Origin of the sequence: Thiothrix sp., assembly GCF_028714775.1 — a bacterium.
GTDB lineage: Bacteria > Pseudomonadota > Gammaproteobacteria > Thiotrichales > Thiotrichaceae > Thiothrix.
In genome coordinates this window covers 83,262-98,071 of sequence record NZ_JAQTLS010000010.1, presented here as the reverse complement: position 1 = coordinate 98,071, position 14,810 = coordinate 83,262, and the positions used below count along the sequence as shown (strand labels likewise).

12 protein-coding genes are annotated in these 14,810 nt (G+C 53.3%); 9 read left to right on the top strand and 3 right to left on the bottom strand.

What is annotated here, in order from left to right; genetic code table 11:
- Positions 1–154 precede the first annotated feature (154 nt).
- Positions 155–697, top strand: a complete 543-nt coding sequence (locus PHE17_RS11170; RefSeq protein ID WP_301015930.1) for a chalcone isomerase family protein — start codon at positions 155–157, stop codon at positions 695–697.
- Between the two features lie 32 nt (positions 698–729).
- Here the strand turns inward: PHE17_RS11170 and dld are convergent, their stop codons facing one another.
- Positions 730–2,436 (bottom strand): D-lactate dehydrogenase, encoded by a 1,707-nt coding sequence (gene dld / locus PHE17_RS11165; protein WP_301015929.1) that lies wholly within the window; start codon positions 2,434–2,436, stop codon positions 730–732.
- Between the two features lie 192 nt (positions 2,437–2,628).
- Here dld and lldP point away from each other — a divergent pair, with 192 nt between their 5' ends.
- Genes lldP through PHE17_RS11125 form a run of 8 tightly spaced genes read left to right on the top strand, consistent with a single transcriptional unit; the run spans position 2,629 to position 11,627 of the window.
- Complete coding sequence (gene lldP / locus PHE17_RS11160) at positions 2,629–4,281, top strand: L-lactate permease (RefSeq protein ID WP_301015928.1); 1,653 nt, start codon at positions 2,629–2,631, stop codon at positions 4,279–4,281.
- Positions 4,282–4,338: 57 nt separating this feature from the next.
- Positions 4,339–5,088, top strand: a complete 750-nt coding sequence (locus tag PHE17_RS11155) for an FCD domain-containing protein (RefSeq protein ID WP_301015927.1) — start codon at positions 4,339–4,341, stop codon at positions 5,086–5,088.
- 5 nt (positions 5,089–5,093) lie between these two features.
- Positions 5,094–5,840 (top strand): (Fe-S)-binding protein, encoded by a 747-nt coding sequence (locus tag PHE17_RS11150; RefSeq protein WP_301015926.1) that lies wholly within the window; start codon positions 5,094–5,096, stop codon positions 5,838–5,840.
- Positions 5,837–7,246 carry a LutB/LldF family L-lactate oxidation iron-sulfur protein gene (locus PHE17_RS11145; RefSeq protein WP_301015925.1) on the top strand — a complete coding sequence of 470 codons (1,410 nt, stop codon included), beginning with the start codon at positions 5,837–5,839 and terminating at the stop codon, positions 7,244–7,246. Before PHE17_RS11150 ends, PHE17_RS11145 begins: the two co-directional genes overlap by 4 nt.
- Entirely contained in the window at positions 7,239–7,898 is a 660-nt protein-coding gene (locus PHE17_RS11140; protein WP_301015924.1) for a lactate utilization protein, read from the top strand. Before PHE17_RS11145 ends, PHE17_RS11140 begins: the two co-directional genes overlap by 8 nt.
- Before the next feature lie 44 nt (positions 7,899–7,942).
- A complete protein-coding gene (locus PHE17_RS11135) occupies positions 7,943–9,052 on the top strand; it encodes an AAA family ATPase (RefSeq protein ID WP_301015923.1) in 1,110 nt (369 codons plus the stop codon).
- 14 nt (positions 9,053–9,066) lie between these two features.
- Positions 9,067–9,525 carry a PIN domain-containing protein gene (locus tag PHE17_RS11130; RefSeq protein ID WP_301015922.1) on the top strand — a complete coding sequence of 153 codons (459 nt, stop codon included), beginning with the start codon at positions 9,067–9,069 and terminating at the stop codon, positions 9,523–9,525.
- Entirely contained in the window at positions 9,522–11,627 is a 2,106-nt protein-coding gene (locus tag PHE17_RS11125; RefSeq protein ID WP_301015921.1) for a transporter substrate-binding domain-containing protein, read from the top strand. Before PHE17_RS11130 ends, PHE17_RS11125 begins: the two co-directional genes overlap by 4 nt.
- On the opposite strand, the gene PHE17_RS11120 is transcribed toward PHE17_RS11125, so the two are convergent.
- A complete protein-coding gene (locus tag PHE17_RS11120) occupies positions 11,624–11,923 on the bottom strand; it encodes a TusE/DsrC/DsvC family sulfur relay protein (protein WP_301015920.1) in 300 nt (99 codons plus the stop codon). The two genes, PHE17_RS11125 and PHE17_RS11120, sit on opposite strands and share 4 nt — an antisense overlap.
- A gap of 108 nt (positions 11,924–12,031) precedes the next feature.
- Positions 12,032–14,800, bottom strand: a complete 2,769-nt coding sequence (gene polA / locus PHE17_RS11115) for a DNA polymerase I (RefSeq protein ID WP_301015919.1) — start codon at positions 14,798–14,800, stop codon at positions 12,032–12,034.
- Positions 14,801–14,810: the final 10 nt, after the last annotated feature.

Genomic DNA, 14,810 nt, shown 5'->3' with positions numbered 1-14,810 from the left:
CTGTTAGGCTGGCGATTATACGCATCCTGCCCCTGCGTTTCACGGTAATGCGCAACAAAGCCCGGACTTTTCGTAGCACACAGACGTTGGTAATCGCGCTACCAAAGTGATATAGATAAGCACTTGTCACTACAGTAAAAAATGAGGAGGAACTATGCGTACTTTGGTAAAACTCTGGCTGGCATTACTGTGCCTTTTACCGGCATTCAGCCATGCTGCCGACAACTTTACTGCCCAACAAACCTTTGCCGGACAAGCCCTGAGCCTGAACGGCAAAGGCGTCCGTACTAAGGCAATTTTCGACCTCTACACTGCCGGTTTGTACTTGCAGGCAAAAAGCAGCGATGCGCCTGCGATTTTGGCAGGCAACCAAGCGATGGCAATACGGCTGGAAGTGACCTCATCCATGATCACCAGCGAACGCATGGAAGAAGCCGTGCGCGAAGGCTTCAAGAAATCCACTTCCGACCCTGCGATCCAACCACGCATTGAGCAATTGATCGCGGTGTTCAAGGAAGAAATCAAGCAAGGCGACCTCTACGATTTCGTCTACAAACCGCAAAGCATTGCCATCATCAAGAATGGCAAATCATCCGCCACTATCGCCGGGAATGATTTCAAGCAAGCGTTTTTCGGTATTTGGTTGGGCGAGAAGCCTGTACAGGCAAGCTTGAAGAAGGCGTTGCTGGGGCAGTAAGCAGTAGGGCAGGCTTTTTAGCCTGCCCAACCTCACCCACAACAACTACAATTCCTCTTATACTTCTCCATCTTCCCAATCCCCGGATTAAACGTATTGGTCGGATCAAGCCGCTTGTAAAACTCCCGTAAGCCACTTTCCGCCTCATACAAATGCCCGACATTATGCTCCGCCGGATACTTCGCCCCCCGCGCATCCAGCAACGCCAACATCGCCTTCTTCACCGCATGGGCATCCGCACCCTTTTTCAAAATATAATCCTGATGGAAAACATGGCACATGAAATGCCCGTAATACAAGGTATGTTCAATCTGGCTGCGAATGTGTTCCGGCAACACTTCCACCCAATCCGCATCATTGCGCCGCAACGCAATATCCAACGCCAGCATCTCGCCGACCTCATTGCTGTGCAAGGTCTGGCAACGAATCGCCGCACCCGCCGCCGCAAACCGCTGCAAGAATGCCTTACTCGCCTCCTGCGGCGTACACTCAAAATACGCCCCCGCATTGCCCGCATCCGCGAAGAATTCCGGCAAAAACGCCTGCGCCTCGGCAATCCCACCCTCACTCATTTTCAGAATCAAGTGATGCTCATAACGGTCACGGAATTCCAGCAAACGATCCGGCAAATGCTGCGGAAACAAATGACTAACGCCCTGCATCACCCGATCACTCAAATATTTGGGCAGCAACGGCAGCTTGTTCAAGGTCGCATCGGTACGCCCCTTGTACGCAAACAGTTTGGGCATCACATCCGTCCCCAACTTTTCAATCGTCAGAAACGTATCCTTGCCGTACTTTTCCGCAATATTGAAAATATCGCGGTGCATGTATTCGCCCACTTCGGGCACATTTTCAAACTGGCTGAGGATGTGCCGACGCAAGCGCGTCAACACCTGCGGGTCATTCGTGCCGATGTAAAACGCTTGTTCCTGCTGCACCATCGGAAACGTATCCAAGCGCACCGCAAACACCGCCAATTTCCCCGCGCACCCACTGGCTTCAAACAAACGGCTTTCATCGGCATTGAAACGCGCTGGTGTTGCCGCATCCACATCGCGCAAGCGCACCACGTAGTCGCGAGCCGATGCCAGCTTACCGCCATCATCCACCCCGTCTTTGGCAAAATCGCCAGACTCCAGCCGTGCAATCATCTCCTCCGGCGACTCACCCAAGGCAATGCCCAAATGGTTAACCATTTCCAGCTTGCCCTGTTCATTCACCTGCGCAAACAGCGCCATTTCAGTGTAAGCGGGGCCACGTTTGACCAATGCCCCGCCCGAATTATTCGCCACGCCGCCGACAATCGACGCGCCCAAACAGGACGAGCCGATCACCGAATGCGGCGCACGTTTCAACGGTTTCAGCAGTTTTTCCAGCTTATGCAACGTCGCACCGGGGAAACTCAATACCTGAGCGCCGCCGTTCAACAGCACCAGATCATCCATCGCCAGTGTATTGATCACCACCACCTCACGGTCGTAATCGTTACCGCTGGGGGTCGAGCCTTCGGTCAGACCAGTTTTCGCCGCCTGCATAATGATGATGGTGTTGGCATCCACACAGGCTTGCAACACGCGCCACAAATGCAGCAGCGTTTGCGGAAACACCACCGCCAAGGCCGTGCCGCAGCCCGACCGGAAGCCGCTGCGGTAATACTCGGTTTTACGTGGATTGGTGGCAATGTTGGCTTCACCGACAATTTCGGCTAATTGCTGCACGAGTGTATGGCTGGGCATTAAGTTTCTCCTCTCGATAGTCCTGCTTTTGGTCTTACCAAATTATCACGAATTTAGGTGGTAACGCTATAAAATCATTGACAATCTGTTGGTTCTGCCCATAGTATCGCAAAACTGGTAAGTTGGTAATACCAAATAACCAGTTTCGGAGGAAATTTTACCGCTAGTTCGTTCTCTATGGAGGAGACCCCTATGCAAACCTGGGCGCAAGTCTATGACCCGCTAGGCAATATCTGGCTGTCCAGCCTGATTGCTTTGATTCCTATCGCTTTTTTCTTCATGGCACTCACTGTGTTGCGTATGAAAGGGCATATCGCTGGCACGATTACCGTGGTGCTGGCGTTGGCAGTTGCCATTCTGTTCTACCAAATGCCTGTACCGATGGCGTTGGCATCTGCCGGATATGGCTTCCTGTATGGCTTGTGGCCGATTGCATGGATTATCATTACTGCGGTTTTCCTTTACAAAATCACCGTAAAAACGGGGCAGTTTGATATTGTCCGCAGCTCGGTGCTGTCGGTAACAGAAGACCAACGCTTGCAAATGTTGCTGGTCGGCTTTGCTTTCGGCGCGTTCTTGGAAGGTGCGGCAGGCTTTGGTGCACCCGTTGCGATTACCGCCGCCTTGTTGGTTGGCTTGGGTTTCAACCCGCTGTATGCCGCTGGTTTGTGTTTGATTGCCAATACCGCCCCGGTGGCGTTTGGCGCAATGGGCATCCCCATTACCGTTGCTGGGCAAGTGACTGGGATTGACCCGTTCCACATTGGGCAAATGGCAGGTCGTCAATTGCCGTTGCTGTCGGTCATCGTCCCGTTCTGGTTGGTCGCAATTATGGATGGTTGGCGCGGTATCAAAGAAACCTACCCGGCGATTTTGGTGGCAGGTGTTACCTTCGCGATTACCCAATTCCTGACCGCTAACTTCATTGGCCCTGAACTGCCGGACATCACCTCTGCGATAGTGAGCTTGATCAGCTTGACCCTGTTCCTGAAAGTGTGGAAGCCGAAAAACATCTTCCGTTTCCCCGGTCAAGAACGCACCAAAGCGCAACAAAAGGCTGAGCCAACCCATGATGCTGGCAAAATCTTCAAAGCATGGTCGCCGTTCATTATCCTCACCGTGATGGTGACGATTTGGAGCTTGAAACCGTTCAAAGCCCTGTTTGGTAAAGACGGTATGTTGGAAAGCTGGGTGTTCAAGTTTTCGATTCCCTACCTCGACAAACTCGTCACCAAAATGCCGCCGATTGTTGCCGAAGCCAAGCCCTATGAGGCGATGTACAAGTTTGACTGGTTCTCCGCGACAGGCACTGCCATCCTGATTGCTGCCATTATTACCTTGTTCGTATTGCGCATGAAACCGCTGGAAGGGCTGCGTACTTTTGGCGAAACCATCAGCGAATTGAAACGCCCGATCTACACCATCGGCATGGTATTGGCGTTCGCGTTCATTGCTAACTACTCCGGTTTGTCTGCAACCTTGGCGTTGCTGTTGGCGGGTACTGGCGCAATGTTCACTTTCTTCTCGCCGTTCTTGGGCTGGTTGGGTGTATTCCTGACAGGTTCGGATACCTCGTCCAACGCGCTGTTCTGTAGTTTGCAGGCGAATACCGCGCATCAAATCGGCGTGCAAGACACCTTGTTGGTAGCAGCGAATACCACGGGTGGCGTAACCGGCAAGATGATTTCACCGCAATCCATCGCGGTCGCTTGTGCGGCAACCGGGTTGGTGGGCAGAGAGTCGGATCTGTTCCGCTTTACGCTCAAACACAGCCTGATGTTTGCAACCATCGTGGGTATTATCACTACGCTGCAAGCGTATGTGTTCCCGTGGATGATTCCTTGATTGGGTGATTAAAACCCCCTACACTCGGTCTTATCAAAATTGGTAAGACCAGAGTGCATGAAGAAGACCAGACTTTCCGACCAGATTGCCGAGCAACTCGAAACCATGATTGCTACGCAGGGACTCAAACACGGGGATCGTTTACCCGCTGAACGCCAACTAGCTGAACAATTGGAGGTGTCACGCCCTTCCTTGCGTGAAGCCATCCAGAAATTGATCAGCAAGGGCCTGTTGGTCAGCCGTGCTGGGGGTGGGACATTTGTGCAGAGTGCCCCCCAAAACCATTGCGCCGATCCGTTGGTGGCACTGTTCCGCGATAACCCTGAATACCGTTTCGATGTGCTGGAAATCCGCCATGCAATGGATGGCAATGCCGCGTGGTATGCCGCATTACGGGCGACGGAGGCTGACAAAGCGAATATCCGCGCACGCTTTGACGAAATGATTGCGCTGCATGGCAGTGATGACCCAATGGATGAAGCGCACGCTGATGCGGCGTTTCACTTATCTATCGTCGAAGCCTCGCACAATTTGGTATTGCTGCACGTCATGCGCGGGCTGTTTGAACTGCTGCAAAACAGCATTTCACACAATCTGGATAAGCTTTACACCATCCCACGGGTATTTGATCCGCTCAAGGAGCAGCACCGTGAACTGATGGAGGCAGTGGTTGCCAGTGACCCCGAACGCGCACGCAAGGCAGCACAAGAACATCTGGCTTTTGTGGAAGATTCCCTCAAAGACATCGACGCTGACGAAGCCCGCAAGGTGCGTTCGCTGCGTCATCTAACACTCGTTGGAAGGTAAGCATTATGGCTACACGACCCGATACGATTTACTTTTTCGGCACTTGCCTGATTGATCTGATGTACCCGCAAGCGGGCGTATCGGCGATGCAACTCATCCAGCGCGAAGGGGTGAACGTGATTTTCCCACAAGCGCAAACCTGTTGCGGACAACCCGCGTGGAACTCAGGCTACCGCGACGAAGCGCGAACCGTTGCCCGTGCGCAAATCGCACTATTCCCCAAACCGATTCCCGTCGTCATTCCTTCCGGCTCGTGTGCGGGAATGATGAAAGTGCATTACCCGGAACTCTTCGCTAATCAGCCTGACGAAGCGCAAGCTCTGGATGTGGCGGGGCGCGTGTACGAACTTACCGAATTTCTGGTCGATGTGTTGCAGATTGAACTCAAGGATTTGGGTGAACCCGTGAAAGTCGCGGTACACACCTCTTGCTCCTCCCGCCGCGAAATGGGTGTGGCGGACAAGATCGAATCGCTGTTAGGGCAGCTGAGCAATGTGAAACGGGTCGAGCAAATCCGTAAGGCCGAATGCTGCGGTTTCGGCGGTACGTTTGCGGTCAAGCAGCCGGAAATTTCCGCCTCAATAGTGTTAGAAAAGGTTGAAACCATCCGCGCTACCCAAGCCGACCGGCTAGTTGGGCAGGATGCGGGTTGCCTGATGAACATTGGTGGGGCAATGGAAAAACAGGGCGACGCGATTCCACACCAACATATTGCCGAATTTTTGTGGGAACGTACCGGAGGTGTAGCATGACCACCGAATTCCGTCACAACGTCACCCTCAACCTCGCCAAACCCAACGTCCGCGCCAACTTCCGCAAGGCGATGGATGGCCTGATGTCACGCCGCCTCGACCAGTTTCCCGACAAGGCTGAACTCGAACGTTTGCGCACCCAAAGCATGGCGATCCGCGCCAATGCCTTGAGCAAACTGCCCGAATTGCTGGAACAGCTTGAAACCAACCTGACCCGCAACGGCATCCACGTCCACTGGGCCGAAACGCCGGATGAAGCCAACCACATCGTGCTTGCCATCCTGCAACAGCACAACGCCAAATCCCTGATCAAGGGCAAGTCGATGGTGTCGGAAGAAATGGGCATGAACCACTTCCTCGAAGGCCACGGCATTGATTGCCTCGAATCTGACCTCGGCGAATTCATCATCCAGTTGGCGCAAGAACCGCCTTCGCACATCGTTGCCCCCGCGATCCACAAAAGCCGTCAGGACGTGGCGAAACTGTTCAACGAAAAATTCCCCGACATCCCCTACACCGAAAACATCGACGAGCTCACCCAAGCAGCACGGCGCATCCTGCGTGACAAGTTCTACGCCGCGCCGGTGGGCATTTCCGGGGTCAATTTCGCCGTGGCTGAAACCGGCACACTGTGTCTGGTGGAAAACGAAGGCAACGGGCGCATGTCCACCACCGTTCCCAAAGTCCACATCGCTGTCACCGGCATCGAAAAAGTGGTGGAAAAACTCAGCGATGTACCGCCCTTGCTCAGCATTCTGACCCGTTCCGCCACCGGGCAACCGATCACCACTTACTTCAACATGATCAGCAGCCCACGCAAACCCGGCGAAAAGGACGGCCCCGAAGAAGTTCATCTGGTGCTGCTCGACAACGGGCGTTCCAACATTTACAGCGACCCGGAACTGCTGGCCACCCTGCGCTGCATCCGCTGCGGCGCATGCATGAACCACTGCCCGGTCTACACCCGCATCGGCGGGCACAGCTACGGCACGGTCTACCCCGGCCCCATCGGCATCATTCTGGAACCGCAAAAAGCCGGGCTGGACGTACACGGCGAACTCACCCAAGCCTCGACTCTGTGCGGCGCGTGCGGCGAAGTCTGCCCGGTGCGCATCCCGATTCCGACCCTGATCAACCGCCTGCGTTACGACGGCGTGCGTAAGGATGCCAGCACCACGGTCGGCACGGGTTCGCGGCGCAAAACGGGCGAAGCGGCTGCGTGGAAAAGTTGGGCATGGGCTGCCAGCCACCCTGCCATTTACAATTTCGGCGCAAAAACCGCCACGCGCTTGCATGGCCTCTTTCCCAGCAATATGGGCGCGTGGACGAACGTGCGCAGCGCCCCGCAACTTGCCGAACAAACCTTGCACGAACGCCTGAAAGCCATGGGAGTCGACCATGAGTAATGCCCGTACTAATATTCTTAGCCGCTTGTGCCAATCTAGTATTCAAGAAACCCCTCCCCAGCCCTCCCCTTATCAGGGAAGGGAGCAAGAAAAAGACGATTGGGATACTGCCGAACGTGTGCGCCGTTTTACCGAACGCATGGAAGCGGTACGCGCTGAAATCCATCACGCCAGCCGCACCGACTGGCTGGATGTGCTGGCAGAAATTTGTAAGGCCAAGGGGCTGAACAACCTGCTGGTTGCCGCCGAAACAGAGTGGGGCAGCGCGATACATGCCCAAGCGCAACGCTTTCCCGCGCTCAAAACCTACCAGCAACCGATTGAAACTTGGAAATCCGAACTGTTTTACGGCATTGATGCGGCATTTACAGGTACGCGCGGCGGCATTGCCGAAACTGGCACGCTGATCCTGTGGCCTGACGCACACGAGCCACGCACGATGTCGCTGGTTCCGCCGATACATATCGCATTACTGGAAACCGACAAGCTTTACACCACCTTTGCCGAAGCAATGCAGGCCGAAGGCTGGGTGGAAACGGGGATGCCAACCAATGCGCTGCTGGTGTCCGGCCCGTCGAAGTCGGCGGATATTGAACAGACGCTGGCGTATGGCGTGCATGGGCCTAAAGAACTGGTGGTGATATTAGTGTGAGGGATGCGCTACTATTCAAGTATCGGAAGTAACAGGTTTTTCTCATGCTTGGAACAAATATCACATTCACAGGCGTAAAGGGGGTCGGCACGGTAGCGTTGGAGCTACAGCCCGACCAGCGCGTCTACACGTTGATCGGCGTGAATGGCGTGGGCAAGACCAAGACATTGGAATCATTATTTCAACTACTATTTTTTACTCAAAGTTTTGTAAGAAAATTAGGCTTGAACTCTAGTCAAGAGATTTTAGTCAGTAACGAAGTTAAGGTTTCTAACTTACTGTTACAAAGTAGACCAATGTCTATTATAGATTTTATTCCTAGTCGGATGCTTACAGGATTAGGCCAACAACATGAGCTACCTATTGTTTTTCTTGTGTCACAAAACCGAGGATTTATTCAGCATTACGCTAAACTTATAAAATCTATTGGCTCTTTTGAGAAAAGACGCACCAATTATCTGAAACGCTTATATCAAGGCATGAAGGTGAGCTTTTCTAGCACTGTGATGGATTCTAGCGTTGAAGAGTGGTTTGTTTCGATTGCACAATCATCAAATCCATATCAAAAGCAAGAAGATAATCGTGAAATTGAGATTGAAACCGTCCTAAAACTATTACATGAAATTGATAGTACAATTGATGCAGAATTCATGGAAATAAGCGGGGATGATCGTGTTAGTCTAAAAATTGACGGGCAGAAACGAGAACTCTCTCACCTCAGTACAGGCTTTGCATCAATCCTAAAAATGATCCAAGCGATTGTGTCCGGCTATGGCTATTTCACCAACGAAACCCAGCTACAAAACGTGAAAGGCATCGTGTTGATCGACGAGATTGAGAGCCACCTGCACCTGTCATGGCAGGCGCATATTATCCCATTACTCAAACGCCTGTTCCCCAACACCACGTTTTACATCACGACCCATTCCTCCATCGTGCTTTCCCAGCTTGAGGAGGGCGAAGCCTACCGGCTGGAGCGAGACGATCAGGGCGTGGTGCGTACCCATTTAATCAAAGCCCCCAACAAAGCCGCAATGGTGGATGTGCTGAAAGATGCTTTCGGCATTGACCTCAACCAGATGAAGCTCGAACGCATGTCAGCAGAACAACAACAAACAGCCAAGCAACGTCTGCTTTCGCTCATCAACCAATAATAGAGGGCGTAAGGATGACACGACGTGTATTGTTGGATACCAACTTACTCATTGCAGCGCTGGATGCAGGTGGAACAACTTCTGATGAACAACGCACTGAAGCTAAACAAAAGCTCAATGCCTTATTGAGTGATGCAACGGTTGCCTTAGCCATTACGCCACTCATTCGTTACGAAGTGCTGCGCGGCATTGCTTGGGATGAAAATGAACGCTACCAACAGCTTCAACAAATTTTAGCGGATTTTGAAGAATTCGATATTAGCCGTGACGTATCCGAATTGGCCGCCAATCTCTTCCGTTTTGACGTGAACAACGCAAAAACGCTGAAACAACCGCGCAATTTTGAAAAACGTAAGTTTGATGTTTTTCATCTTGCCAGTGCGCAATGTAATGCTTTGGAGCTGGACTCTCAGGATACTGATATTGCCAAACTCTACCAGCAATATGCCCACTATCTCGCTGAAATCCGATGAAATCCTTTCTCTTCATTCTGTTTCTCAGCCTGTCGATTCTTTCGGCAGCGAATATCACGGCTGCGGAGCAAACCCCGAACACCGCAGGCGTTGCCCTGACCGAAGCGGAAACAACGTGGCTCGCACAACGCAACGGCGCTCCCCTGCGCTATTGCTTCAGCCCGGTGTGGAAACCCTATGATTTCTTGGAGGATGGTCAACACAAGGGCATTTTTGCCGATTACCTGCAACTCCTGCCCAAGCGGCTGAATATTCCTTTGCAGCCGGTGGTGAGCGGCAGTTGGGGCGAAGCACTGGAGTTTGCCCGTGAGCGGAAATGTGATTTCGTCTCAGGCGCGGTCAAAACCCCTGAGCGCGAAACCTTTCTGGCTTTTACGACGCCTTATTACCAGACATCGCATGTCCTGCTCGCCAAGCCTGACCAGCCCTTCATCCAGTCGATTGCGGATATTGCCGACAAAAAAATCGTTGTACCCAGCAACGGCGCAATCGGAACCGTGCTGCGGCAGGCTTACCCAACGACCGCATTTATCAACGCCGAAACCCCGGACGATCTATTCAGGATAGTCGAAAAGGGCGATGCCTACGCAGGTGTTGCCTCACTGGAACACGCGCTGCAAATCATCCAGCAGGGCATGTACAACCTGAAAATTATCGGCAAACTCGATTACACCTACCCCATTTCCATTGCGGTGCGCAAAGATTCCCCGCAACTGCTCGGCATCATGCAAAAAGCCGTCGATTCACTGAGCCAAGCTGATCACAATGCCATCAAGCACAACTGGAGTTCCGTCAACGTTGTCGAAACGATGGACTATTCCCTGATCTGGAAGCTCGCTATCGCGGCAAGCCTCCTCTTCTTGGGAAGCGTTTACTGGAACCGTAAACTGACCCGTTTGAATACCGCGCTTCAGCAAGCCAAGGACGAAGCGATCAGGGCTAATCAGGCCAAAAGCGAATTTCTGGCGAACATGAGCCATGAAATCCGCACGCCCATGAATGCCATGATCGGCTTGGGTTATCTGATGCAGCAAACTAGCCTCAACGAACAGCAAGCCGACTATTTAAACAAAATGCAGTCATCCTCCAAGCTGCTGCTGGGCATTATTGACGGTATTTTGGATGTCGCGAAAATCGAAGCGGGCAAGCTCACCTTGAATGCCTCCGCCTTTCGGCTCAGTAATGTGTTGCAGCAAATGACCTACCTGTTTGAAGAGCAGGCGCGGCAAAAAGGCTTGAGCTTTCACATTCAAGTGGCAGAGGATGTTCCTGCCTGTTTGGTGGGCGACCCGCAGCGTCTTGCCCAGATTTTGCTGAATCTGGTGAGTAATGCCATCAAGTTCACCCAAACGGGCGACATCCGTATTGGTATCGAACAGTTAGCGCAAATGGATGGTAAATCCCGGCTGCAATTCAGGGTGGCAGACACCGGCATTGGTATCAGCGCCACACAACAGGCAAAACTGTTCCAACCGTTTTCGCAAGCGGACAGTTCCTTTTCCAGACGCCACGGTGGTAGCGGTTTGGGGCTGGTGATCAGCCAATCGCTGGCACGTCTGATGGGCGGTGACATCCAACTGGAAAGCCAAGCAGGGCGGGGCAGCACCTTCACTTTCACCGCCGTTTTCACAACTTGCACGGATAACATGCCTGCCAACACCGCATCAACGGCAGCAGCGGGATCATTCACCGCTGCTCAGGTGTTGCTGGTGGAAGATGATGTCCTGAACCAAATGGTGGCGAGTGAATTGTTGAAAAAATTAGGAGTGACGGTCACGGTGGCGAATAACGGCATCGAAGCGCTTGAAGCACTGGAAAAAGCCACGTTCCACCTGATTTTCATGGATATTCAAATGCCAGAAATGGATGGCTATGAGGCCGTCAAGCTAATCCGCCAACGGCACGGCTGGCATCATTTACCCATTGTTGCCATGACCGCCCATGCCATTTCCACGGAACGGGACAAATGCCTTGCTGCGGGGATGAACGATTACCTGACCAAACCCATCGACCCCGCCGGGCTGGCGGCTATGCTGTCGAAATGGGCAGAAGTTCCACTTGCCTCACCCGCAACGCAGGCAAGGCAGGGAAACAAGGCTTAAACGCAGCCAGTCGGTTTTGGCAGACCACCGTATTTAGTGATGGGCTTCATCGGGCCGGTTTTCCACATGCTAAACAGCAACTTTTGATCCATGTCGATGTATTTGGAAAATTTGCGGATCGGTGGAACCGTCGCTTGGTCTTCAAAATATTCGCGGGCTTTGAGTATTTGCTCCCACTTCTCGTCGGTCATGTCGACGCCATCGAGTTCTGCCATCGCTTTACCGATTTCCGGCGTCCAATCGTTCATGTTCAGCAGGTAGCCATCGCCATCGCGACCGGGTATTTCAATGCTCATTGAGTCTCTCCTCAAATTACTTAGTAAACTTATCGGGTATTGCTATGAAATGATAAATGGCAGGGTAGTGTCAATATTCATATCAGGCATGGGGTTTTCACATAGGCGTCAGTGAGCCTCGTCCCAGTTATCGCCCACTCCCGTGTCCACCACCAAAGGCACAGCAAGTGTTACAGCATTTGTCATCAACGCGGTGACATTTGTCCGCACGGTATCCAGTTCATTTTCCGGCACTTCAAACACTAGTTCGTCGTGCACCTGCATGATCATTTTGGTGTGCAAACCGCTAGTCCGTAACCACCCATCCACCGCAATCATGGCCTTTTTGATGATGTCCGCAGCCGTGCCTTGCATCGGGGCATTGATGGCAGTGCGTTCGGCATACTGGCGGGTGGCGGCATTGCGGGCATTAATGTCGGGCAGGAACAGGCGGCGACCGAACAAGGTTTCGACGTAACCTTGGGCACGCGCTTGTTCACGGGTATTGTCCATGTAGGTTTTCACGCCGGGGTAACGGGCGAAATACAGGTTAACGTAATCTTGCGCATCGCGCCGGTCTACGCCCAATTGTTTGGCAAGCCCAAATGCCGACATGCCGTAAATCAGCCCGAAGTTGATGGCTTTGGCAGCGCGGCGCTGTTCATGGGTAACGTCCGCCAGTGGTGCGCCGAACACTTCCGCCGCCGTCGCCCGATGTACATCCAAACCATTGGCAAAGGCATCCAGCAAACCGGGGTCGCCAGAAAGGTGCGCCATGATACGCAATTCGATCTGGGAATAGTCCGCCGCCAGCAATTGACAGCCCTTTTCGGCAATGAAAGCTTGGCGGATACGGCGGCCTTCTTCAGTACGCACCGGAATGTTTTGCAGGTTTGGGTCTGTAGAAGATAAGCGCCCGGTGGAAGCCACGGCTTGGTGGTAAGAAGTATGCACGCGCCCAGTGCGCGGGTTGATTTGTTCCGGCAACTTGTCGGTGTAAGTGGATTTAAGTTTTGCCAGCCCGCGATGTTGGAGGATCAGGGTGGGCAATTCATGGCCTTGCGCTGCCAGCTCTTCCAGCACATCCTCGGCGGTGGAGGGCTGCCCCTTGGGCGTTTTGCGCGGCGCAATCAGACCGAGTTTGGTATAGAGGATTTCCCCCAGTTGCTTGGGCGACGCCAGATTGAATTCCTGTCCGGCGGACTCGTAGGCTTGCGCCACCACGGTTTGCATCCGTGCCTCCAACTCCTTACTTTGCTTTGCCAGCATCGCCGCATCGACTTTCACGCCGTTACGCTCAATGGTGGAAAGCACGCTCACCAACGGCACTTCCACTTCCTCGTACAACTTGCGTTGCCCGTCAAGCGCTTGTAGTTGCGGCCAGAAATGGCGGTGCAATTGCAAAGTCATGTCAGCATCTTCGGCAGCGTAAGGCGTGGCCTGTTCCAAGGCAATCTGGTTGAAAGTAAGCTGTTTTTTACCCTTACCCGCAATGTCGGTAAAACTGATATTAGTGTGGCCTAAGTACTTTTCACACAGCGTATCCATGTCGTGGCGGCTGGCGGTGGAATCCAATACGTAGGATTCAAGCATGGTGTCGTGGGCGATGCCGCGCAATTCAATGCCGTGGTTGAGCAACACGCTACGGTCGTATTTGAGGTTTTGCCCAATTTTGCGTAAGGCCGGATTTTCCAACAGCGGTTTAAGTTGGGCAAGTGTGGCGTCGCGGTCAAGCTGCGGCGGTGCGCCGAGGTAGTCGTGGGCAAGCGGTAGGTAAGCGGCTTCACCGGGCTGGATGGCGAACGATACACCGACGATTTCGGCCTCCATATAATTGAGGCTGGTAGTTTCGGTGTCGAAGGCGAATTCGGTGGCGGTTTGCAGGCGTTGTAACCAAGCGTCGAGGTCGGCTTGAGTAACAATGCTTTGGTAGGAAACGCCCTCGGTGGAAGAAACCCCCTCTAACTCCCCCTTATCAGGGGGAGAACTGGATGTGCCACCTTCTTGCTCCTCCCCTGATAAGGGGAGGGTGGGAGGGGTTTCCCTCCCCAGTGCCGCCAACCGCGTCCGAAATTCATACCGCTCGTACAACTCCCGCAACCTGTCCACATCCTGCGGATTGAACGCCAGCGTTTCCGGCTGCAAGTCCAATTTCACATCGCATTTGATTGTCACCAGTTCATACGACAGCGGCAGGTGTGCGAGTGCTTCGCGCAGGTTTTCGCCGATCTTGCCTTTGAACTCGGCAGCGTGCGCCATGATATTTTCCAGCGAACCGTATTCTTCCAGCCATTTGACTGCCGTTTTGGGGCCGACTTTGTTGACGCCGGGGACGTTATCCACCGTGTCGCCGATCAGGGCGAGGTAATCGCGGATGCGTTCCGGCGGCACACCAAACTTTTCCACCACACCTGAGGGGTCGGAATAGAGGCCACTCATGGTGTTGATCAGATGCACACGCTCGTCTACCAATTGCGCCATGTCCTTATCGCCGGTGGAAATGATAACCTTGCCTGCGTATTCCTGCGCCAGTGTGCCAATCACATCGTCGGCTTCCACGTCGGGGATGATCAGCAGCGGGTAGCCTTGCGCCCGGATGATGTCCAGCAGCGGCTCAATCTGGCAGCGTAAATCGTCCGGCATCGGTGGGCGGTGCGCCTTGTACTGCGGGTACATAACATCGCGGAAGGTTTTGCCGGGGGCATCGAAAATCACCGCCATGTGTTCGGGGGCGTAATCCTTGCGCAGCTTGTCGAGCATATTGAGTACGCCATGCATCGCACCCGTAGGTTCGCCGTGCGAATTGGTCAGCGGCGGCAGCGCGTGGAAAGCGCGGAACAGGTAGGAAGAGCCGTCAACGAGCACCAAGGGTTTGCTGGCAGGGTTACTGTTAGTCATGTGGCAATGC

Bases quoted from the DNA above. Each gene is read 5' to 3' on its own strand.
- dld (WP_301015929.1), bottom strand. From the start codon at position 2,436: ATGCCCAGCCATACACTCGTGCAGCAATTAGCCGAAATTGTCGGTGAA.
- PHE17_RS11155 (WP_301015927.1), top strand. From the start codon at position 4,339: ATGAAGAAGACCAGACTTTCCGACCAGATTGCCGAGCAACTCGAAACC.
- lldP (WP_301015928.1), top strand. From the start codon at position 2,629: ATGCAAACCTGGGCGCAAGTCTATGACCCGCTAGGCAATATCTGGCTG.
- PHE17_RS11135 (WP_301015923.1), top strand. From the start codon at position 7,943: ATGCTTGGAACAAATATCACATTCACAGGCGTAAAGGGGGTCGGCACG.
- PHE17_RS11140 (WP_301015924.1), top strand. From the start codon at position 7,239: ATGAGTAATGCCCGTACTAATATTCTTAGCCGCTTGTGCCAATCTAGT.
- PHE17_RS11130 (WP_301015922.1), top strand. From the start codon at position 9,067: ATGACACGACGTGTATTGTTGGATACCAACTTACTCATTGCAGCGCTG.
- PHE17_RS11125 (WP_301015921.1), top strand. From the start codon at position 9,522: ATGAAATCCTTTCTCTTCATTCTGTTTCTCAGCCTGTCGATTCTTTCG.
- PHE17_RS11120 (WP_301015920.1), bottom strand. From the start codon at position 11,923: ATGAGCATTGAAATACCCGGTCGCGATGGCGATGGCTACCTGCTGAAC.
- PHE17_RS11150 (WP_301015926.1), top strand. From the start codon at position 5,094: ATGGCTACACGACCCGATACGATTTACTTTTTCGGCACTTGCCTGATT.
- PHE17_RS11170 (WP_301015930.1), top strand. From the start codon at position 155: ATGCGTACTTTGGTAAAACTCTGGCTGGCATTACTGTGCCTTTTACCG.
- PHE17_RS11145 (WP_301015925.1), top strand. From the start codon at position 5,837: ATGACCACCGAATTCCGTCACAACGTCACCCTCAACCTCGCCAAACCC.
- polA (WP_301015919.1), bottom strand. From the start codon at position 14,800: ATGACTAACAGTAACCCTGCCAGCAAACCCTTGGTGCTCGTTGACGGC.